Below are 21,676 nucleotides of genomic sequence, written 5' to 3' on the forward strand. Positions count from 1 at the left end.
CCCGGGGCACGCATGAAGAACACCCCACCCGGTGACGCATCACACATGGGTGAAAGGACGCGACGTCATGTCGGAAGCCGTCACACGCACCGTCACCACCCCGCCCGGCCTTCTCGCCTCTCTGGATCCCCTGCTGCGGGAATGGCTGCCACGGCAGCGCTGGTTCGCCGGCAAGGGCCGTCCGGTCACCGGGTTCACACTGGTCGAGGCCACCGAGCTGCTGCCCGCCAGTGCCAAGCTCGGCCTGTACCACCTGCTGGTACGCGCCCATCAGCCGCTTGTGCCGTCCCCCGGCGCGCCCGGCCACCCCGGCGACTGCTACCAGCTCCTGATAGGCGTGCGCGAGGCGCTGCCGCCTCGGCTGGCGCCCGCGCTGATCGGACACGTACCGACGGGGCCGCTGGCCGGCCGCACCGTCTACGACGCCCTGCACGACACCCGGCCCGCCGAGCTGCTCCTGGAGGCGCTGCGCACCCAGGCCCGTATCGGCAGGCTCCGCTTCGAGCGGGACCCCGGCCAGGACATCCGCTCCGGGCTGGTGCCCCGCGTGGTGACCGCAGAGCAGTCCAACTCGTCCGTCGTCTACGGAGATACGTTCATCCTGAAGCTGCTGCGCCGGATCGTGCCCGGGATCAACCCCGATCTGGAGCTGCCGCTGGCGCTGGCCCGCGAGGGCAGCCCCCGGGTGCCCGCGCCGACGGCCTGGATGGTCGCGGACATCGACCCCACGGCGGACCCGGTGATCGCGGCGGGCCAGGCGGACCTCGCCCAGCATCCGTACGTGCTGGGGGTGCTCCAGCCGTATCTGCAGGGCGCCTCCGACGGCTGGGAGCTGGCGCTGCGCGAGCTGGCCAAGGGCGAGGACTTCGGCGCCGAGGCGCGGGCGCTGGGGCGGGCCACCGCCGAGGTGCACACCGCGCTCGCCCGGGCGCTGCCGACGGTCACGCTCGGTCACATGCAGCTCCAGCTCATGGTGGACGGCATGATCGAGCGGCTGGAGGCGGCCGTCCAGGCGGTCGCCGCGCTGCGGCCCTACGCCGACGGGTTGCGCTCGGCGTTCACGGCGCTGGGCGATCTGGCCTCCGAGGGCCGCACCTGGACCGCGCAGCGCGTGCACGGCGATCTGCATCTCGGGCAGTGCCTGCGCTCACCGGGCGGTGAGTGGTGGCTGATCGACTTCGAGGGCGAGCCGGCCCGGCCGCTGCCCGAGCGGCGGATGCCGCAGCCGGCGGTGCGGGACGTCGCCGGCATGCTGCGCTCCTTCGACTACGCGGCCCGCTCGGCCGATCCGCCCCAGCCGGACTGGGCCGAGACCTGCCGGTCCGCGTACTGCTCCGGCTACGCCGAGGCCTCCGGCCGCGATCCGCGCACCGACCCGGTGCTGCTGCGGGCCTACGAGACGGACAAGGCGATCTACGAGGTGGTGTACGAGGCCCGCCATCGCCCCGACTGGCTGCCGGTGCCGCTGGCCGCCATAAGCCGGCTGTCCTCGTCCGGCCATCTGACCTGACCGACCACCTGCGCCCAGGAGGCTGCGCCCGTGACCCCCCGCTCCGAGTCCAGCGGTTCGCACCCGAAGAAGACGGCCGGGGAGAAGATCCCCGAGCAGCCGACGGCCGCCCAGCGCAAGAGCGCCGCGAAGAAGACGGCGGTACCGAAACAGGCGGCGAAGAAGGCCGCCGCCAAGAAGTCGGCCTCGGCGCAGTCACCGGCGAAGACGACGTCTGCGGCGAAGAAGGCCGTGGCGAAGAAGGCGGATCCCGCGCAGGCGACGGCGGCGAAGTCGACCGCCAAGAAGGTGGCCGCGACGAAGGCGGCCGCCAAGAAGACCCCTGCGAAGAAGGCCGCCGCGAAGAAGACGGCTGCCCAGAAGACGACGACCGCTAAGGCCGTCGCCAAGAAGGCCACGACCGCGAAGGCCGCGGCCACCCGGACCACGGCCGCCGGTACCCCTGCCAAGAAGGCCGCGGCGAAGAAGGCCACCGCCAAGAGGGCCACCGCCAAGAGGGCACCTGCCAAGACAGCCACCGCCAAGAAGACCCCGGCCAAGACAGCGGGCGCCAAGGCGGCGGGAGCCGGGAAAGCCGCTGCCAAGAAGGCCGCCCCCGCCCAGGTCTTCCCGCCGGAGATGGAGATCGCCGTCTCGCCCGCCGTCGACGCGGTGGACCGGGAGCGGCTGCTCGGCGGGACGCATCACGACCCGCACTCCGTGCTCGGCGCGCACCCCGTGCCCGGCGGGGTCGCGTTCCGGGCGTTCCGGCCGTACGCGCTGTCGGTGACCGTCGTCGCCGGGGAACTGCGGGCGGAGCTGCACGACGACGGGCAGGGGTTCTTCTCCGGGCTGCTGCCGCTGCGGGAGGTGCCGGCGTACCGGCTGCTCGTGGCGTACGAGGGCACGCTCCTGGACACCGAGGACGCCTACCGCTTCCTGCCCACGCTGGGCGACCTCGATCTGCATCTGATCGGCGAGGGCCGGCACGAGGAGCTGTGGACGGCGCTGGGCGCGCACCCGACGATCCACGAGGGCGTGACCGGCACCCGGTTCTCGGTGTGGGCGCCGAACGCGCGCGGCGTGCGCGTGGCCGGCACCTTCAACTTCTGGGACGGCACCGGCCACGCCATGCGGTCGCTGGGCTCGTCGGGCGTGTGGGAGCTGTTCCTGCCGGACATCGGCGAGGGCGAGCTGTACAAGTTCGACATCACCCGCCCCGACGGTTCGAAGACGCTGCGCGCCGACCCGCTGGCCCGCCGCACGGAGGTGCCGCCCGCGACCTCGTCGGTCATCACGTCCTCGGCGTACGAGTGGGGCGACGCCGAGTGGCTGGCCCGGCGGGCCGAGGCCCCGGCGCACGAGGCGCCGTTCTCGGTGTACGAGGTGCATCTGGCCTCCTGGCGGCCGGGGCTGACGTACCGGCAGCTCGCCGATCAGCTCCCCGGGTATGTGAAGAACCTGGGCTTCACGCACGTCGAGCTGATGCCGGTCGCGGAGCATCCGTTCGGCGGTTCCTGGGGCTACCAGGTCACCGGTTTCTACGCGCCGACGGCCCGGCTCGGTACGCCGGACGACTTCCGGCACCTGGTCGACTCGCTGCACCGGGCCGGGATCGGCGTCCTCATGGACTGGGTACCGGCCCATTTCCCGCGCGACGACTGGGCGCTGGCCGAGTTCGACGGGCGGCCCCTGTACGAGCACGAGGATCCGCTACGGGCCGCGCATCCCGACTGGGGCACGCTGGAGTTCGACTTCGGGCGGCGGGAGGTGCGCAACTTCCTCGTCTCCAACGCCCTGTACTGGTGCGAGGAGTTCCACATCGACGGGCTGCGGGTGGACGCGGTGGCGTCCATGCTCTACCTCGACTACTCGCGCGAGGCGGGGCAGTGGACGCCCAACGAGCACGGCGGCCGGGAGAACCTGGACGCGGTGGCCTTCCTCCAGGAGATGAACGCGACGGTGTACCGCAGGGTGCCCGGCGTGGTCACGATCGCCGAGGAGTCGACCGCCTGGGACGGGGTCACCCGGGCCACGCACCACGAGGGCCCGAGCGGCTTCGGCGGGCTCGGTTTCGGGCTGAAGTGGAACATGGGCTGGATGCACGACTCGCTCCAGTACATGAGCCATGAACCGGTGCACCGCAAGTACCACCACCATGAGATGACGTTCTCGATGGTGTACGCGTACAGCGAGAACTACGTCCTGCCCATCTCCCACGACGAGGTCGTGCACGGCAAGCGGTCCCTGGTGTCGAAGATGCCCGGCGACTGGTGGCAGCAACGGGCCGGGCACCGGGCCTACCTCGGCTTCATGTGGGCCCACCCGGGCAAGCAACTGCTGTTCATGGGGCAGGAGTTCGCGCAGGGCGCCGAATGGTCCGAGGCGCACGGCCCGGACTGGTGGCTGCTGGACCCCGGCTACGGGGCCGAGCCCGACCACCGGGGCGTGCGTGACCTGGTCCGCGACCTCAACACCGTCTACCGGGCCACCCCGGCGCTGTGGCGCCTCGACACCGACCCGGCCGGTTTCGAGTGGATCGTCGGGGACGCCGCCGACGACAACGTCCTCGCGTTCCTCAGGCTGGACCCGGAGGGCACCCCGATCCTGGCGGTGTCGAACTTCGCGCCGGTCACCCGCCAGGACTACCGCCTCGGCGTGCCCGAGGACGTCCCCGCCTGGCACGAGGCCGTCAACACCGACGCCGCCCGCTACGGCGGCAGCGACATCACCAACCCCGACCCGGTCAAGCCCGAGGCCCAGCCCTGGCACGGCCGCCCGGCCAGCATCCGCCTGACCCTGCCGCCGCTGTCGACGGTGTGGCTGCGCCCGGCGTGAAACGACAGGCCTCCGGCGACCTGTGACACCTCTGTGACGGGAGGTGTGGCTTCCGCCACAGCCCGTCCCGTCGGGCCCTGGTGGGGTGGCGGCATGCGCCGTGCCACCCCACCGGGCCGTGGGGGTCCGCCCGCGCGGGATGGGGTCACGGCGTGCTGATCGGTCTGGGCATCTCCGTCATCTGTGCCCTCGGCGCGCTGGTCGCGGCCGCGGGAGTCGTCGCCATGGCGTTTCCCGGCCGCCCCGAACCCTGGCTGCCACTGCTGCTGCGCCGGGCGGCGGCGATGTTCGCCTGGGCGGCCGTGTCCGTCTACTCCCTGGGGCTCTTCGCCGTGCTGGACTCGGAGTGGGAGTTCGGCGAAGGCGCCTCCTCGGTCCCGGCCCGAGCCTGCCTCGACGACTTCGACCGGGACACGACCGCGGGCCTGTCCCACCACCGCTCCTCGTACCTGCCGTTGCGCTTCGACTGCGTACGCGAGGACGGCACCGTCTACAGCGCCGACTCCTCCTACCTGTGGATGAACTGGGCGAGCATGTCCTGCGCCCTGTCCGCCGCCGGGCTCGGCATCAGCGCGGGCTACGCGACGGAGTTCCGCGCCCGGAGGGCACCGGCGGGGGCATGACTCCCGGGCGTCGGAGAGCCCCCGCCGGTCGGGCTATCCGAAGTGTTCGGCCAGCGCCTTCGGCAGTTCCCCGGTGTGCAGCACGCCGAGCCGTTGGGTGGCCCGGGTCAGGGCCACGTACAGGTCGCTGGTGCCGTAGCGGCCGGGCTCGACGACCAGGACGGAGTCGAACTCCAGGCCCTTGGCCTGGCGCGGGTCGAGGAGGACGACCGTGTGGGTGAGGTCGGGTTCGGCGCCGGCCGTCACGCCGTCCAGCCGGGCCGCGAGGCCGCGGTGGAGGTCGCGCGGGGCGATCACCGCGAGCCGCCCCTCGTCCGGGGTGAGTTCCCCGACCGCCTTGGCGACGGCGCCCGGGAGGTCGTCGGTGGCCCGTGCCCACGGCCGTACGCCCGTGGAGCGGACCGAGCTGGGCGGCTCGAAGTCCGGGTGCTCGGCGCGGACCACGGCCGCCGCGGCGTCCATGATCTCGGCCGGGGTGCGGTAGTTGACGCCCAGCCGGGTGTGCTCCCAGCGGTCCTCGACGTACGGGTCGAGGATGCCCGCCCAGGAGCCGACACCGGCCGCCTCCGCCGTCTGCGCGGGGTCGCCGACCAGGGTCATCGAGCGGGTCGGGCTGCGGCGCATCAGCAGCCGCCAGGCCATCGGCGACAGCTCCTGCGCCTCGTCGACGATGATGTGCCCGAACGCCCAGGTGCGGTCGGCCGCCGCGCGCTCGGCGGCGCTGCGGTGGTCGTCCTCCTCGTGCCGCTCGGCGAACCGCTCGGCGTCGATGACGTCGTGCGCGGACAGCACCTCGCTGCCGTCGGGGTCGCCGTCCTCCTTGTCCTCGAACTCGTAGGTCCGGGAGGCGTACGACACCTCCAGCACGCCCTGCGCGTAGGCGATCTGCTCCTCCCGCTCACGCGCGGCGCGCTCCCGGGCCAGCCGGTCGTCGTCGCCGAGGAGTTCGGCGGCCTCGTCGAGCAGCGGCACGTCCGCGACGCTCCAGCGCCGGGTCACCGGGCGGCGTACGGCCTCGGCGTCCTCGGCGGGCAGGAACTCCTCGGGCGCGGCGAGGAAGTCGGCGACGAGCCGCTCGGGGGTGAGCACCGGCCAGAGCTGGTCGATGGCGGACCAGACGTCGGGGTTGTCGGCGATGTCGTCGCGGATCTGGGTGATGTCGCTGGGGTCGAGCAGGCTGGACCCGTCGAAGGGGTCGGTGCCGATCCGTTCGGCGTACAGGTCCGTGAGCGCGTTGAGGATGTGGCCCTCGAAGTGCTCGCGGGCCGCGTTGTGCGGCAGCTTGGCGGCGCGGGTGCGTTCGCGGGCGACGTTCACCAGGCCGTCGTCGAGCATGAGGATCTCGCGGTCGTGCTCGATGGCGATGACCGGGTCGGGCAGCGCCTGCCGGCTGTGGACGACCTCGGCGAGGACGTCGGCCATGTCCGCCCGGCCCTTGACGGCGGCGGCCTCGGGCGTGTCGGTCGCGGTCGCCTTCACGCCGGGGAACAGCTCGCCGACGGTCGCGAGGAGCACGCCCGTCTCGCCGAGGGAGGGCAGCACCTCGCCGATGTAGCCGAGGAACGCCGGGTTGGGCCCGACGATGAGTACGGCCCGCTTGGCGAGCAGCTCGCGGTGCTCGTACAGCAGATAGGCGGCGCGGTGCAGGGCGACGGCCGTCTTGCCGGTGCCCGGACCGCCCTCCACCACCATGACGCCGCGGTGCGGGGCGCGGATGATGCGGTCCTGGTCGGCCTGGATGGTCTGCACGATGTCGCTCATGCGGCCGGTGCGGGCCGAGTTGAGCGCGGAGAGCAGCACGGCGTCACCCGTCGGGTCCTCGTGGCCGGTGCGGGTCTCGTCGCCGAGGTCCAGGATCTCGTCGTGCAGATGCGTGACCTGCCGGCCGTCGGTCGCGATGTGCCGCCGACGCCTGAGGTCCATCGGGGTGTGGCCGGTGGCCAGGTAGAAGGGGCGGGCGACATCGGCACGCCAGTCGATCAGGACGGGGGTGCGCTCGGCGTCGTCGGTGCGCAGCCCGATCCTGCCGATGTGGTGGGTGACACCCGAGGTGAGGTCGATCCGGCCGAAGCACAGAGAGCCGTCCACCGCGTTCAGCGCGGCGAGCAGCCCGGAGCGCTCGGCGACGAGGATGTCCCGCTCGAGTCTGGCCTGCATGGGCGTGTTGCCCTGCGCGAGCGCGTCCGTGACGGAGGTCTCGGCGTCGCCGCGCAGCGCGTCCACGCGCGCGTACAACCCGTCGATGAATTCCTGTTCCTGTCGCAATTCATCGTCCGGAAATTCGGTGTTTGACAATTCCGCTCCCGCCCGGATATACTGTGCTCACTGAACTTCGCGTGACTTCTTTCGGGTTGAAGTCACGAACAAACAAATATACGCAAGGAAATCCCCCGAGCGCAATTGCTCGGGGGATTTCCTGTTGTCCGGGCGGGTTGCCTAGAGCACGTCGGCCAGCTCCTCCAGCAGCCGCCGCTTGGCCCGCGCCCCCACCATCGACTTCACGGGCTCGCCGCCCCGGAACACCATGAAGGTCGGCATCGACAGCACCTTGTAGGCGTTGGTCGTCTCCGGGTTGGCGTCCACGTCCAGTTGCACCACCTTCAGCCGGTCGCCCTCCTCGAAGGCGAGGGCCTTCAGCACCGGGGCCATCTGCCGGCACGGCGGGCACCAGTCGGCGGTGAACTCCACGAGCACCGGCAGATCGGCGCCGATCACCTCGGCCTCGAAATCCGCGTCCGTCACGTCTGTCACGCCGGTCGCATCACTTACGCCGCTCACGCCGGTCACATCGCTCACGTCGGTCACCAGGGGTCCCCTCCCAGCTCGCACTGCGGCTCCGGACCGCCCGGAGCCTCCGCCTCGGCGGCCAGCTCGGCCCGCGCCAGCTGCCGCGCGACCGTGTCCCGGACGGTGGTCAGCTCACCGATCAGGGAGTCCAGCTCGCCCAGCTTGCGCCGGTAGACCGCGAGCGACGCCGGGCACGAGTCGCCCTCGGGGTGCCCGGCCCGCAGACACTCCACGAAGGGCCGCGTCTCCTCCAGGTCGAACCCGAAGTCCTGGAGCGTGCGGATCTGCCGGAGCAGCCGCAGATCGCTCTCGTCGTAGCTCCGGTATCCGTTGCCCGTACGCCGCGCGGGCAGCAGCCCCCGCGATTCGTAGTACCGCAGCGTCCGCGTCGTGGTCCCGGCCCGTGCGGCCAGCTCGCCGATTCGCATGCGTACGAACGTATTCCTTGACGCCCGCGTCAAGGCAACAGCGGTTTCCGCTCCACCGGGGAGGTCAGCACGATCGACGTCGTCGTGCGCCCCAGCGCGGAGACGCCCTCCAGGACCTCCTCCAGGTGGACGGTGTCGCGGACGGCGACCTTGAGGATCCAGCAGTCCTCGCCGACCACGTGGTGCACTTCGGTGATCTCGGGCCGCTCGATCAGCTCCAGGGTCCTCGGGTGCTTGAGGTTGTAGCCGCCGTGCGGGTTGACGCGGATGAACGCCTGGATGCCGTAGCCGAGGCGGGCCGGGACGACCTGGGCGCCGTAGCCGCTGATCACGCCCGCGGCCTCCAGTCGCCGTACCCGTTCGGTGACCGCCGCCGGGCTGAGCCGGACCCGGCGGCCCAGCTCGCTGAGCTTGATCCGGCCGTCGGTCTGGAGCAGGTGGAGGATCTGCCGGTCCAGCGCGTCGAAGGCCACCGAGGTTTCGTCGGCGGCGGGGCGCAGATGCCGTGGTTCTTTCGGCGTGGTCGCCTGAACTCCCATGGTTCCCCCTTCAGTACGCGGATGTACGCCAGGAGAATTATGGCCATGGAAAACGCCCGGAACGTACTGGTCATCGGTGGAAACCGCTACTTCGGCAAGCGCCTGATCGCACGGCTGCGGGACGAAGGGCACCGGGTCAGCGTGCTGAACCGGGGGTCCTCCCCGCCGCCGGACGGGGTGGAGCATCTCGTCGCCGACCGGGACGACGAGCACTCGCTGACCGGGGCGCTCGGCTCGCGCGTCTTCGACGTCGTCGTCGACCAGGTCTGCTACACCCCGCGCCAGGCGGCACTCGCCCGCCGCGTCTTCTCCGGCCGTACTCGCCGCTACGTCATGACCTCGACCGTCGAGGTGTACGAGTACGAGGACTCCCCGGCCCTCGTGCGCGAGGAGGCCGTCGACCCGGCCAAGGTCACCGTCGATCTCGAACTGCCCTGGGACGACCCGGTGTTCCTGGAGTCGCACTACGGGGAGGGCAAGCGGCAGGCCGAGGCGGTCCTCGCGGCCGACGGCCCCGCGCTGCCGTACACGGCGGTGCGGGTGGCCCATGTGCTGGGCGGGGACGACGACTTCACCGGACGGCTGGCCCACTACGCGGAGCGGATACGCACCGGCGAGCCGATCGCCGTGCCGGTGGCGAACCGGCCCGCCACCTACATCCACGTCGAGGAGATCGCCCGCTTCCTGGCCTGGGCAACGGGTGAGACATTCACCGGGCCGGTGAACGCCGCCTCCCACGGGACGCTGAGCACCGAGGAGTTGTGCGAGGCGGTGGCCGCGCACGTCCCGGGCGGGCGGGCCGTGTTCCGGCCGGTGGACGTCGGCGAGGTCTCCCCGTTCTCCTTCCGCCGCTCCTACGGCATGGACAACACCCGGGCCGGCCGGCTCGGGTTCGCCTTCGCCGACGCCCGGCAGTGGCTGCCGCGTGCCGTCGCCGAGACGCTCGGAAAGGGCGACTGACATGCGGTACAGAACACTGGGCGGACTGCCGGTGAGCGCGATCGGGCTCGGCGCGATGCCGCTGTCCCTCGAAGGCCGGCCGGACGAGAAGCGCGCCCTGGCCACCGTGCACGCCGCGCTCGACGCGGGCGTGACCCTCCTGGACACGGCCGACTCCTACCATCTGCCGGGCGCGGAGCCCGGCCACAACGAACGCCTGCTGGCGCGGGCCCTCGCCACTTATGGCGGTGACACCTCCGGCGTGCTGGTGGCGACGAAGGGCGGGCGCGGCCGCCCGGCCGACGGCGACTGGACGGTGAACGGCCACCCGCGCCACCTCAAGGCCGCCGCCGAGGCCTCCCGCACGCGCCTTGGCGTGGAGGCGATCGGCCTCTACCAGCTCCACAAGCCGGACCCATCGGTGCCGTTCGAGGAGTCGGTCGGCGCCCTGCGCGAGCTGCTCGACGCGGGCACGATCCGGCTGGCCGGGATCTCCAACGTGGACGCGGACCAGATCCGCCGGGCGCGTGCGATCCTCGGCGACCGGCTGGTGTCGGTGCAGAACCGGTACTCCCCCGCCGTCCGGGACAGCGAGCCGGAGCTGCGGCTGTGCGCGGAACTGGGGCTGGCGTTCCTGCCGTGGAGTCCGCTGGGCGGGCTGTCCCGCAGCTCCCTGGACGGGCCGTCGCGGACGGAGGGAGCGGACCGCTTCGCCGCCTTCCACGCCGTCGCCGCGGAGCGCGGTGTCAGTCCCCAGCGGGTCGGGCTGGCCTGGCTGCTGGCACGCTCCCCGGCCGTCATCCCGATCCCGGGGTCGAGCCGGCCGGAGACGGCCGGGGACTCGGCGGCCGCGGCGGACCTGCTCCTCGGCGAAGAGGAACAGGCCCGCCTGGACGAGGCCGCCGAGCCGGTCACGGTCGACGGGGCCGGCTAGTCGACCAGTTCGGGTGCGCGGGGCTGCGGCGCCGCCTGACCGGCCGGTGCCGTGCCGGAGAGCTTCGCGCCTTCGACGTCGAGGTTCGGAAGCACCCGGTCGAGCCACCGCGGCAGCCACCAGGCCGACTTGCCGAGCAGGGCGAACAGGGCGGGGACGATCGTCATGCGGACCAGGAAGGCGTCGAAGAGCACCGCGGCCGCGAGACCGAAGCCGATCATCTTGACGAAGTCGTTGTCCTCCACGATGAAGCCGGAGAACACGCTGATCATGATGGCGGCGGCCGCGGCGACCACCCGGCCGCCGTAGCGGAAGCCGGTGACGACGGCCTCGGCGGGCCGCGCCCCGTGGACGTAGGCCTCCCGCATCCGGGTCACCAGGAACACCTCGTAGTCCATGGCGAGTCCGAAGACCACACCGATCATGAAGATCGGCATGGTGCTCATGATCGGGCTCGGCTGGTCGACGCCGAAGACGTCGGCGAGCCAGCCCCACTGGAAGACCGCGACGACGGCGCCGAGCGCGGCGGTCACCGAGAGCAGGAAGCCGAGCGCGGCCTTGAGCGGCACGAGGACCGAGCGGAAGACCACCACCAGAAGCAGGAACGCCAAGCCCACGACCAGGGCGAGATAGGGCAGCAGCGCGTCGTCGAGGGTCTCGGAGAAGTCGATGAACATCGCGGTCTGGCCGGTGACCAGGACCTCGGCGCCGGTGTCGGCCCGGAAGCCGTCGGCGAGGGAGCGCAGATGACGTACCAGGTCCTCGGTCGCGGCGTCGGTGGGGCCGGTGGTGGGGACGACGTTCAGGATCGCGGTGTCTCCGGCCTCGTTGGGCGTGGCCGGGGTGACGGTGGCGACGCCGTCCTGCCCGGCGAGGCGGTTGCCGACGGTGTCGGCTGCGGCCTTGGCGTCCGGGCCCTCCACGGTGATCGTCAGCGGCCCGTTGAACCCGGGGCCGAAGGAGCCCGAGAGCAGGTCGTAGGCCTTGCGCTGGGTGGTGTCGGGGGCCATGGTGCCCTCGCCGGGCAGGCCGAGCTCCAGACTGGCGGCGGGTACGGCGACCGCGCCGAGGCCGAGGACGGCCAGGACCAGGACGGCGACGGGGTGGCGCAGGACGTAACCGGCCCAGCGGGAGCCGAGGTTGGGCTTGCGACGGGCGTCCTTCGCGGCGAGCTTGTCGGCCTTGCGCTGACGGCGGGCGCTGAGGGGCTTGCCGGAGAAGCGGTGACGGTCCCGGCGGCGCAGGACCTTGACCGGTGCGAAGCCGAGCAGCGCCGGTACGAAGGTGAGGGCGACCAGGACGGCGATGGCGACGGTTCCGGCGGCGGCCAGGCCCATCTTGGTGAGCATCGGGATGTTCACCACGGCCAGTCCCGCGAGGGCCACGATGACGGTGAGCCCGGCGAAGACGACCGCGGAGCCCGCGGTGCCGACGGCCCTCCCGGCGGCGTCGGCGCGGTCGCGGCCCTCGGTGAGTTCGGCGCGGTAGCGGGAGACGATGAACAGGGCGTAGTCGATGCCGACGGCGAGGCCGAGCATCATCGCAAGGGTGGAGGTGGTGCTGGACAGGCCGAGGGTGGCGCCGAGCGCGGTGATCGCGGAGATGCCGACGCCGACACCGATGAGGGCCGTGAGCAGGGGCATCCCTGCGGCGATCACGGAGCCGAAGGTGAGAAGCAGGACCAGGGCGGAGACCAGGATGCCGATCTTCTCGCCGGTGCCGCTCATGGCGGCGTCGATCTTCACGGCGTCGCCGCCGGCCTCCGCGGTCAGGCCGGCGTCGCGGGCCCGGGCCAGTGCGTCGTCGAGGGCGTCGTGCGCCTTGTCGCCGACCTCGGCGGCGGGGACCTTGTAGGTGGCGATGGCGTAGGCGGTGGAGCCGTCCTCGCTGACCGCCTTCGTCGCGAAGGGGTCGCTCACCGAGGCGACCTGCGGAGACTTCCTCAACTCCGCGACCAGCGTGGCGACATGGGCCTTCTGCGCGGGCTCGGAGATCTTCCCGCCCTCGGGCGCGCGGACCACGACCCGGGCGCCGGCACCGTCGGCGCTCGCGTCGGGGAACTTCTTCTGCAGCAGGTCGAAGGCCTTCTGCGACTCCGTGCCGGGCATCGAGAAGGTGTCCGCGGGCGGCGCCGGTGCGGCGGAGGCGGCGAAGCCCGCACCGAAGAGGACCACCACCCACAGCAACACCATCAGCCATCGGCGCCGGAAGGCGAGACGGCCCAGTTTGTAAAGGAAGGTAGCCACGGCGGGGAACTCCTGTCGGTGGGCGAGGAATGGCACCAGACTCTGGCGCTGAAGTGACGCCACCATGGCACCACTCCGACTCTCCCGCAAGCCCCTTCATGACCATCGCCGCGCGATTGCCCCTTAGCGAGATGAAGAAAGAGCAGCTCAGAGGCGACTTTTACAGAGATGAGCCAAGATGGCTCGCTATGGCGCCACGCCTGTGCCATCATGACGTCATGGACCTCACGCCCTACGTCGACTCCCTGCGGCACGAGCTGGCCGTCGCCGCCGAGGCCGGCGGCAACGACGACGCCCGCGCCCTGGCGGAGCGGCTCACCGGCCCTCTGGAGTCCGCCGCCCGCCTGACCCTGCTCGACGCGCTGTCCGCCGCCATGGGCGAGGTCACGCGGGAGCTGGCGCCGGGCTCGGTCGATGTGCGGCTGCGCGGATCCGACCCGGAGTTCGTGGTGACGGCGCCGCACGCCCCCGAGCCGTTCCGGGAGGCACGGGAGCCGGTCGCGACTCCCCCGGACGCCGACGACGGCACGATGGCGCGGATCAACTTCCGTCTCCCCGCCCACCTCAAGACCCGCACCGAGGAAGCCGCGGCGGCCGAGGGCCTGTCGGTCAACGCCTGGCTGGTGCGGGCCGTGTCCCTCGCCCTCGACACCGGGGCGCGCGCGAGCCCGCCGGGCCTCACCGGCTGGGTCCACTAGGGCCCGGCCTGCCTACCCCCGACGTCACGCACCACCCGCCCTACCTGCCCAAGCCATGAGCCACGAGAAGAACGGGACAGCCATGCCTGCTTTCGACACCCCCGAGCCGATCTCCGTCACCCTCGAACTGGAGGCCGGCACAGCCCGCATCACCGCGGGCAAGCGCACCGACACGGTCGTGGAGGTGCTGCCGCGCAACGGCTCCGACGACAACGACGTACGCGCCGTGCAGCAGACCCAGGTCACCTTCTCGGGCGGCCGCCTCACCATCAAGACACCCAAGAAGCGGTCGCTGTTCGGCAAGCCGGGCGCCATCGAGGTGAGCGTCGGACTGCCCGCCGGATCCGACCTCCGCGGCACCACGGCCATGGGCGGCTTCTTCTGCGAAGGGGGCTTCGGGGACGTCACGCTCAAGACCTCGCTAGGCGACCTCCAGGTCGACGAGGCGGCCGGTGCCGTCCTCAAGACGGACCACGGCGACATCCGTCTGGCGCGCTCGACCGGAGACATCGAGATCACCGGCGCCGGCCGGGTCGAGGTCGGCACGGTGACCGGCACGGCGACCGTCAAGAACAGCAACGGCGCCACCGAGGTCGGCGAGGTCACCGGCGGCCTGAAGACCAACGCGGCCAACGGCGACATCTCCGTCGGCATCGCGCACGGCGACGTCGGCGCCAAGTGCGCCAACGGCCGGATCGAGATCGGCGTCGCCCACGCCGGGGTCGACGCGATGGCCTCCAACGGCCGTATCCGCGTCGGCGACGCCAGCCGCGGCCGCATCGAACTGCGCACCTCCGTCGGTGACCTCGAAGTGGGCATCCACGAGGGCACCGCCGCCTGGCTCGACCTGAACGCCAAGTACGGCACCGTCCGCAACTCGCTCGGCTCCTCGGCCGGCCCCGCGGACTCCGACGAGACAGTCGAAGTGCTCGCCCGTACCTCGGCCGGCGACATCGTCATCCGCCGCGCCTGACCCGGCACACACCCCCGGCTCCGCACCCGCTCCTCACGACGCACGCCCGCCCACCCGCCCGCCGATCGCAGGAGGACCGCATGCCGTACGACCCGCCGGACACCGACACCACCACGGTCGACTCTCCAACGGCCGACACCCCCACAGCCGGCTCCACCACGACCGCCGACAACACCACCGCCGACACCACCACCGAGATCACCACCACCGCCGCCGAAGAGCCACCCACCCTGCCCACCGGCCGCCACACCGGCTGCCCCTTCGACCCGCCCGCCGAACTCACCGCGCTGAGCGACCGGCCGCTGCGCCGCCTGCGCTACGCCGACGGACACACGGGCCACTTGGCCACCGGTCACGCCGCGGCCCGCGCGATCCTGGCCGACCCGCGCTTCAGCTCACGCTACGAACTCCTGCACATGCCGGTACCGGTCCCCGGGATGCCCGCGGAGCTGCCGCCGGCCCCGGTCGGCGACATCACCGGCCTCGACGCCCCCGAGCACACCCGCTACCGGCGTCTGCTCACCGGCAGGTTCACCGTCCGGCGGATGCGTCAACTCACCGAGCGCGTCGAGCGGTTCACCGCCGAGTGCCTGGACGCCATGGAGCAGGCCGGGCCCACGGCCGACCTGGTCGAGGCGCTGGCGCAACCCGTGCCCGCGCTCATGATCTGCGAACTGCTCGGCGTGCCGTACGCCGACCGCGACCGGTTCCAGAGCCAGGTGGCGGTCATCTTCGACCAGGCGGCGGACGCGGAGGCGAGGGGCGGTGCCTACGCGGGGCTGCTCCAGTACCTGAACGAACTGGTCCTCGCCAAGCGCGCCGAACCCACCGACGACCTGCTCAGCGACCTGACCGCCTCCGACCTCACCGACGAGGAGCTGGCCGGCATCGGCGGGCTGCTGCTCGCCGCCGGACTCGACACCACGGCGAACATGCTCGCCCTCGGCACCTTCGCCCTGCTGAGCAACCCCGACCAGCTCGACGCCCTGCGCGCCGACCCCGGCCTCGCCGGTCAGGCCGTGGAGGAACTGCTGCGCTATCTCAGCGTGGCCGACCCGATTCTGCGGGCGGCGCTCGAGGACGTCGAGGTGGAGGGCGAGACGATCAGGGCGGGCGAGACGGTGACCGTGTCCGTGCAGGCCGCCAACCGCGACCCGCTCCGGTTCCCCGACCCCGACCGGCTCGACATCCACCGCAAGGCCACCGGACATCTCTCCTTCGGGCACGGCGCCCACCAGTGCCTGGGCCAGCAGCTCGCCCGCGTCGAGATGGCCGTCGTCTTCCCCGCGCTCCTCGCCCGCTTCCCCACCCTGCGCCTCGCGGTGCCGCCCCAGGAGGTGCCGCTGCGCGAACGCTCCAACATCTACGGCGTGATCAGCCTGCCCGTCACCTGGGACGAGGCGTAGCCCATGAGCGACCGACACGAGCCGCTGCGGATCGAGGTCGACCGCGACCGCTGCGCCGGCGCCGGCATGTGCGCCCTGACGGCCCCCGAGGTCTTCGACCAGGACGACGAGGAGGGCCTGGTGGTGCTCCTGCGCCCCGACCCGCCCCCCGAGCACCGGCCCACCGCCAGGATGGCCGCCGGTCTCTGCCCCGCCGGAGCCATCACCGTCGGGGAAAACGGCGACGCCGAGCGGGCAGGTCCCTAGGGGAGGAGGACCTGTCCGCTCGGCGTTTCACGGACCGGGCGGCTGAGCGACGGGGGGGACGTTCAGCCGCCCGGATTCTCGGGGAGCGCGGCGGCGAGAACCGTCAGGTCTTCGCCAGCTCCTTCTCGCCGCCCTGCTCGGGCACCTCGACGTGCTCATCGGACGGGCCGCCGTGGCCGTCGTCCAGCAGGGTCTTCTCGTCGAAGGGCAGCCGGCCGGCGAGGACCTCGCCCACCCGCTCCTTGTCGATCTCCTTCGTCCAGGTACCGATCAGCACGGTGGCCACGGCGTTGCCCGCGAAGTTGGTCAGGGCGCGGGCCTCGCTCATGAAGCGGTCGATACCGACGATGAGGCCGATGCCGTCCACCAGGGCCGGCTTGTGCGACTGCAGACCACCGGCCAGGGTCGCGAGGCCGGCGCCGGTGACACCGGCGGCGCCCTTGGAGGCGACCAGCAGGAAGAGCAGCAGCGGGATCTGCTCGCCGATGGACATCGGGGTGCCCATGGCGTCGGCGATGAACAGCGAGGCCATGGTCATGTAGATCATGGTGCCGTCGAGGTTGAAGGAGTAGCCGGTCGGGACGGTGATGCCGACCACCGGCTTGCTGACGCCCAGGTGCTCCATCTTCGCGATGAGCCGCGGCAGCGCGGACTCGGAGGAGGAGGTGGACAGGATCAGCAGGAACTCCCGGCCCAGGTACTTGAACAGCGCGAGGATGTTCAGCCCGGAGATCACGCGCAGCAGGGCGCCGAGCACGATGAAGACGAAGAGGAAGCAGGTGACGTAGAAGCCGAGCATCAGCACGGCGAGGCTCTTGAGCGCTTCCAGGCCGGCGGAGCCGGTGACGGCGGCGATGGCGCCGAAGGCACCGATCGGGGCGGCCCACATGACCATGGCGAGGATGCGGAAGACGAGCCGCTGGATGTGCTCGATGCCGCGCAGGATCGGCTGGCCGGCCGAGCCCATGCCCTGGAGGGCGAAGCCGGCGAGCAGGGCGATCAGCAGGGTCTGCAGGACCGACTCGTTGGTGAAGGCGGAGACGATCGTGGTCGGGATGATCCCGAGCAGGAACTCGGTGGTGTCCTTGGCCTCGGCATCGATCTGCGCGTGACCGGCGTCCTTGACCGCGTCGGTCACGGCGAGGCCGGTGCCCGGGTCCAGGATGTTGCCGACGACCAGGCCGATGCCCAGCGCGACCAGCGACATCACGGTGAAGTAGCCCAGGGCGATACCGCCGACGGCACCGACCTTGGCGGCCTTCCGCACCGAACCGATGCCCAGCACGATCGTGCAGAAGATGATCGGCGAGATCATCATCTTGATCAGGTTGACGAAGCCCGTGCCGATCGGCTTCAGCCCGACAGCGAAGTCCGGTGCGGCCAGACCCACCGCGATACCGGCAGCGACCGCGATGATCACCGCGATGTAGAGATAGTGGGTGCGGTCCCGCTTGGGTTTGCGTGCGGCAGGTGCCGTATCGGCTGCGCTGGTCACGGCGGCCCTCCTTGACGACGTCGTCGGCATCACCGGCGTGCGGCTCACGTCCGGAAAACCGGGAGCGGGGCTCCCGCAGATGCGTTATGGGGAATGCCGTGACTATGTCCTGCTCTGTGAGCGCGGTCACCCTTCCGTTCATTTAGTTCACAATCAGCCACGAGGCAGACTGACGACATGCGCTTCTCCGTCCCCCGACCCCGCAGCCTGGCGGCCCAGCTCTTCGCCATGCAGGCGGTGCTGATCGCGGTCGTCGTGGCCGGATGTGCACTGTTCACCTATGTCAGCGACCGCAGCCAGGCCGAGGAGGCCGCGAAGCGCCAGGCCAAGGCCGTGGCGCGCTCCGTCGCCGACTCCCCGTCGGTGCTGGCTGCGACCCGCGCCTCCGACCCGACCGCGGAGCTCCAGCCGTACGCGCTGAAGGTCATGCGGGACACCGAGGTCGACTTCATCACGATCATGAACCCGCGGGGCATCCGCTGGACGCATCCCGACCCGGACCAGATCGGCCAGACCTTCCAGGGCCACACCGAGCGGGCCCTGAGGGGCGAGACCTTCACCGAGACCTACACCGGCACCCTCGGCCCGTCGGTCCGCGCGGTCACCCCGATCAAGAACGGCAAGCAGATCGTCGGCCTGGTCAGCGCGGGCATACGGGTCGAGGCGATCAGTGAGCGCGTGCAGAGCCAGGTCACGGCCCTGCTGGGCGTCGCCGCCGGGGCGCTGGCCCTGGGCGCCATCGGCACCTATGTGGTCAACGCCCGGCTGCGCCGCCACACCCACGGCATGAACGCGGCCGAGCTCAGCCGGATGCACGACTACCACCAGGCCGCCCTGCACGCCGTACGGGAGGGGCTGCTGATGCTGGACGGGCAGTACCGTGTGGCGTTGATCAACGACGGGGGGCGGGAGCTGCTCGGCGTGGAGGGGGACGTGGTGGGCAGGTCGGTGGCCGAGCTGGGGCTCCCCGCCCCGCTGACGGGCGCGCTGCTGGCGTCGGAGCCGCGGGTGGACGAGGTGCATCTGACGGCGTCGCGGGTCCTGGTCATCAACACCTCCCCGGTGTCGGGCGGCGAGCGGCGCGGTACGGTCGTCACCCTGCGCGATGTCACCGAACTCCAGTCGCTGATGGGCGAGTTGGATTCCGAGCGGGGCTTCACGCAGGCGCTCCGCTCGCAGGCGCACGAGGCGGCGAACCGGCTGCACACGGTCGTCTCGCTGATCGAGCTGGGCCGGGCGGAGGAGGCGGTGGACTTCGCGACGGCCGAGCTGGAGCTGGCGCAGGCCCTGACCGACCAGGTGGTGGCGGCGGTGAGCGAGCCGGTGCTGGCGGCACTGCTGCTGGGCAAGACGGCCCAGGCGAACGAGCGGGGCGTGGAGCTGATGGTGTCGGAGGACAGCAGCCTGGACGACGGTCTGCTGCCCGAGACCCTCCCGGCGCGGGACCTGGTGACGATCCTCGGCAATCTGATCGACAACGCCGTGGACGCGGCGCAGGGCAGCGTGTCGGCGCGGGTGACGGTGGCGGCGTACACCCGGGGCACCGAGGACTGCCCGGAGCTGGTGCTGCGGGTCTCGGACACGGGCCCGGGCGTCGACCCGGAGCACGCCGAGGCGGTCTTCCAGCGGGGCTTCACGACCAAGCCGTCCGGCCCGGGCGGGCGCGGTCTCGGACTGGCGCTCGTACGGCAGGCGGCGCAGCGGCACGAGGGGACGCTGTCGGTGGCGGAGGCCGACGGGGGCGGGGCTCGGTTCGAGGTACGGCTGCCGCTGCGCGAGTCCGGCGCGGTCGCCGCAGGCGTGACATCCGGAGGCCCGGTGTCCGAGGGCTCTGGAGGCCCCGCATGACGAGCGACACGACACACGCGAAATCCATCCGGGTCCTGGTGGTGGAGGACGACCCGGTCGCCGCCGACGCCCATGTCATGTACGTCGGCCGGGTCCCCGGGTTCGTCGCCGTGGGCAAGGCGCACACGGGCGCGGAGGCCCGCCGGGCCCTGGAGCGCACCCCGGTGGACCTCCTCCTGCTCGACCTGCACCTGCCGGACGTGCACGGACTGCACCTCGCCCGGTCTCTCAGAGCGGCCGGCCACCACGCGGACGTGATCGCGGTGACCTCGGCGCGCGATCTGGCCGTCGTACGCGAGGGTGTCTCGCTCGGTGTCGTGCAGTACGTCCTGAAGCCGTTCACCTTCGCGACGCTGCGGGACCGTCTCGTGCGGTACGCCGAGTTCCACGCGGCGGTCGGCGAGGCGAGCGGCCAGGACGAGGTGGACCGGGCCCTGGCGGCCCTGCGCGCCCCCGGCCCGGCCGCGCTGCCCAAAGGTCTGAGCGCGCCGACACTGGAGCGGGTGACGGTGACGTTGCGGGACAGCGCGGAGGGCCTCACCGCCGCGGGTGTCGCGGAGACCGTGGGCATCTCCCGCATCACGGCCCGCCGTTATCTGGAGCACCTGGTGGACGCGGGCCGCGCGGCCCGCCGCCCTCAGTACGGCACGGTGGGGCGCCCGGAGTTGCAGTACCGCTGGGTCACGGGTCAATGACGGTTGACCGTACGCCGGTCAATCCACCGCACACGCATTGACCTGACTAGACCACTCAACTTAGGTTCACGACGCAGCCGTCCAGGCCACAAAGAAGTGCGCCCGCAGGAGGTCGTGCCCGTGCGCCCCACCGCCGCTCTCACCCCCCTCGTCGCCCTGGCCCTCGCCGCGTCCGCCCTCACCGCCTGCGGCGGGGGCTCCGGCAGCGACCCGGACACCGTGAAGATCTCCTTCAAACAGTCCACGGACAACTCCATCAAGGTGATGGACACGTATCTCGCGGACATCAAGAAGCAGTTCGAGAAGGCCCACCCGGGCAAGAAGGTCGAGCTCGTCCCGATCAAGGCCCCGGACTCGGAGTACTACACCAAGCTCCAGCAGATGCTCCGCTCCCCCAAGACCGCCCCCGACCTGGTCTACGAGGACACGTTCCTCATCAACTCGGACATCACCAGCGGCTATCTCAAGCCCCTCGACCCCTACCTCGCCAAGTGGCCGGACTGGGACAAGTTCATCGACACGGCGAAGACGGCGGCCAAGGGCGAGGACGGCAAGACGTACGGCGTCCCCGACGGCACCGACACCCGCGGCCTCTGGTTCGACAAGGACATCTTCAAGAAGGCGGGCCTGCCCGCCGACTGGCAGCCGAAGACCTGGAACGACATCCTCACGGCCGCCCGCACCATCAAACGCAAAGCCCCCGACACCATCCCCCTCAACATCTACACGGGGAAGCCGGTCGGCGAGGCGGCCACCATGCAGACGTTCGAAATGCTGCTCTACGGCACCAACGACGGCACCACGGACCCCCTCTACGACAAGTCGGGCAAGAAGTGGATCGCCGGCGGCCAGGGCTTCAAGGACGCGCTCTCCTTCGTCGAGACGGTCTACAAGGAGAAGCTCGGCCCGGACGTCTCCGACGCGCTCGACCCGAACGTCATGACCCGGGTCCGCGGCGAGTGGCTCCCGCAGGGCAAGCTCGGCATCGCCCTCGACGGCTCCTGGCTGCCGCAGGACTGGCTGCCCGGCAGCGGCCACGAGTGGCCCGAGTGGTCGGAAGAACTGGGCCTGGCCGCCATGCCGACCCAGAACGGCCAGGCGCCCGGCAAGGTGAGCATGTCCGGCGGCTGGACCTGGTCGATCCCCGCCAAGGCGGGCAACCCGGACCTGGCGTTCGAGTTCATCACGACGATGCAGACCAAGGCCAACGCGCAGAAGTGGTACGTCGCCAACTCCGGCATCGCGGTCCGCGAGGACGTGGCGAAGGACCCCGCGTACGCCACCGCCCAGCCCGGCACCGAGTTCTTCACGGACCTCGTGGCCAACACCCACTACCGCCCCGCCTACCCGGCCTACCCCAAGGTCTCGGTGGCGATCCAGGAGGCGATGGAAGGCGTCACCACGGGCGACACATCGGTGGACGAGGCGGCGAGCGGCTACACGGACGCGCTGAAGGACGCGACGGACAACCAGGTGGTCGAACGGTGAGCGG

The 21,676-nt window shown here is 71.6% G+C and carries 18 protein-coding genes; 12 read left to right on the forward strand and 6 right to left on the reverse strand.

The genetic code is table 11. From position 1 onward, the window contains the following. The first annotated feature begins 67 nt into the window (after positions 1 to 67). The 3 genes from KJK29_RS10525 (at position 68) to KJK29_RS10535 (ending at position 4,950) form a co-directional block, all read left to right on the forward strand. Positions 68 to 1,510: a maltokinase N-terminal cap-like domain-containing protein gene (locus KJK29_RS10525; protein ID WP_215118447.1), complete on the forward strand. Its 1,443-nt coding sequence runs from the start codon at positions 68 to 70 to the stop codon at positions 1,508 to 1,510. 30 nt (positions 1,511 to 1,540) lie between these two features. After that, positions 1,541 to 4,327 carry a 1,4-alpha-glucan branching enzyme gene (gene glgB, locus KJK29_RS10530; RefSeq protein ID WP_215118448.1) on the forward strand — a complete coding sequence of 929 codons (2,787 nt, stop codon included), beginning with the start codon at positions 1,541 to 1,543 and terminating at the stop codon, positions 4,325 to 4,327. A 152-nt stretch (positions 4,328 to 4,479) separates the two neighbouring features. Then, positions 4,480 to 4,950 (forward strand): hypothetical protein, encoded by a 471-nt coding sequence (locus KJK29_RS10535; protein WP_215118449.1) that lies wholly within the window; start codon positions 4,480 to 4,482, stop codon positions 4,948 to 4,950. Positions 4,951 to 4,983: 33 nt separating this feature from the next. Here the strand turns inward: KJK29_RS10535 and KJK29_RS10540 are convergent, their stop codons facing one another. The 4 genes from KJK29_RS10540 to KJK29_RS10555 all read right to left on the reverse strand — a co-directional run bounded on the left by KJK29_RS10540 (position 4,984) and on the right by KJK29_RS10555 (position 8,704). Further along, a complete protein-coding gene (locus KJK29_RS10540; protein WP_251057755.1) occupies positions 4,984 to 7,215 on the reverse strand; it encodes a HelD family protein in 2,232 nt (743 codons plus the stop codon). Between the two features lie 171 nt (positions 7,216 to 7,386). Continuing rightward, positions 7,387 to 7,701, reverse strand: coding sequence for a thioredoxin family protein (locus KJK29_RS10545; RefSeq protein WP_215118450.1), 315 nt, complete (start codon positions 7,699 to 7,701; stop codon positions 7,387 to 7,389). Between the two features lie 50 nt (positions 7,702 to 7,751). Continuing rightward, positions 7,752 to 8,165 (reverse strand): MerR family transcriptional regulator, encoded by a 414-nt coding sequence (locus KJK29_RS10550; protein WP_215118451.1) that lies wholly within the window; start codon positions 8,163 to 8,165, stop codon positions 7,752 to 7,754. Between the two features lie 29 nt (positions 8,166 to 8,194). Then, on the reverse strand, positions 8,195 to 8,704 hold the full coding sequence (locus KJK29_RS10555) for an Lrp/AsnC family transcriptional regulator (RefSeq protein WP_251057756.1): 510 nt from the start codon (positions 8,702 to 8,704) through the stop codon (positions 8,195 to 8,197). 45 nt (positions 8,705 to 8,749) lie between these two features. On the opposite strand from KJK29_RS10555, the gene KJK29_RS10560 reads away from it, so the two are divergent. Next, on the forward strand, positions 8,750 to 9,664 hold the full coding sequence (locus KJK29_RS10560) for an NAD-dependent epimerase/dehydratase family protein (RefSeq protein ID WP_370869128.1): 915 nt from the start codon (positions 8,750 to 8,752) through the stop codon (positions 9,662 to 9,664). A 1-nt stretch (position 9,665) separates the two neighbouring features. Then, positions 9,666 to 10,577, forward strand: a complete 912-nt coding sequence (locus KJK29_RS10565; RefSeq protein WP_215118453.1) for an aldo/keto reductase — start codon at positions 9,666 to 9,668, stop codon at positions 10,575 to 10,577. On the opposite strand, the gene KJK29_RS10570 is transcribed toward KJK29_RS10565, so the two are convergent. Next, positions 10,574 to 12,823 (reverse strand): MMPL family transporter, encoded by a 2,250-nt coding sequence (locus tag KJK29_RS10570; RefSeq protein ID WP_215118454.1) that lies wholly within the window; start codon positions 12,821 to 12,823, stop codon positions 10,574 to 10,576. The genes KJK29_RS10565 and KJK29_RS10570 overlap by 4 nt on opposite strands. Positions 12,824 to 13,041: 218 nt before the next feature. Between KJK29_RS10570 and KJK29_RS10575 the strand changes: the two genes are divergently transcribed. The 4 genes from KJK29_RS10575 to KJK29_RS10590 all read left to right on the forward strand — a co-directional run bounded on the left by KJK29_RS10575 (position 13,042) and on the right by KJK29_RS10590 (position 16,146). Next, entirely contained in the window at positions 13,042 to 13,521 is a 480-nt protein-coding gene (locus KJK29_RS10575) for a hypothetical protein (protein ID WP_215118455.1), read from the forward strand. 82 nt (positions 13,522 to 13,603) lie between these two features. Then, entirely contained in the window at positions 13,604 to 14,494 is an 891-nt protein-coding gene (locus KJK29_RS10580; RefSeq protein ID WP_215118456.1) for a DUF4097 family beta strand repeat-containing protein, read from the forward strand. Between the two features lie 80 nt (positions 14,495 to 14,574). After that, positions 14,575 to 15,900, forward strand: a complete 1,326-nt coding sequence (locus KJK29_RS10585; protein WP_215118457.1) for a cytochrome P450 — start codon at positions 14,575 to 14,577, stop codon at positions 15,898 to 15,900. Positions 15,901 to 15,903: 3 nt separating this feature from the next. Next, positions 15,904 to 16,146 carry a ferredoxin gene (locus KJK29_RS10590; protein WP_215118458.1) on the forward strand — a complete coding sequence of 81 codons (243 nt, stop codon included), beginning with the start codon at positions 15,904 to 15,906 and terminating at the stop codon, positions 16,144 to 16,146. A 103-nt stretch (positions 16,147 to 16,249) separates the two neighbouring features. Here the strand turns inward: KJK29_RS10590 and KJK29_RS10595 are convergent, their stop codons facing one another. Next, the gene (locus KJK29_RS10595; RefSeq protein WP_215118459.1) at positions 16,250 to 17,641 is read right to left on the reverse strand and encodes a cation:dicarboxylate symporter family transporter; all 1,392 of its coding nucleotides are present in this window, start codon (positions 17,639 to 17,641) and stop codon (positions 16,250 to 16,252) included. A 177-nt stretch (positions 17,642 to 17,818) separates the two neighbouring features. On the opposite strand from KJK29_RS10595, the gene KJK29_RS10600 reads away from it, so the two are divergent. From KJK29_RS10600 to KJK29_RS10610, 3 genes are all read left to right on the forward strand, one after another. Then, positions 17,819 to 19,489, forward strand: coding sequence for a sensor histidine kinase (locus tag KJK29_RS10600; RefSeq protein WP_215118460.1), 1,671 nt, complete (start codon positions 17,819 to 17,821; stop codon positions 19,487 to 19,489). Further along, positions 19,486 to 20,184, forward strand: coding sequence for a response regulator (locus KJK29_RS10605; protein ID WP_215118461.1), 699 nt, complete (start codon positions 19,486 to 19,488; stop codon positions 20,182 to 20,184). Before KJK29_RS10600 ends, KJK29_RS10605 begins: the two co-directional genes overlap by 4 nt. A 114-nt stretch (positions 20,185 to 20,298) precedes the next feature. Next, positions 20,299 to 21,672 carry an extracellular solute-binding protein gene (locus tag KJK29_RS10610; protein ID WP_370869129.1) on the forward strand — a complete coding sequence of 458 codons (1,374 nt, stop codon included), beginning with the start codon at positions 20,299 to 20,301 and terminating at the stop codon, positions 21,670 to 21,672. Positions 21,673 to 21,676: the final 4 nt, after the last annotated feature.

It is taken from the genome of Streptomyces koelreuteriae (assembly GCF_018604545.1).
In the GTDB taxonomy this organism is placed as follows: Bacteria; Actinomycetota; Actinomycetes; order Streptomycetales; family Streptomycetaceae; genus Streptomyces; species Streptomyces koelreuteriae.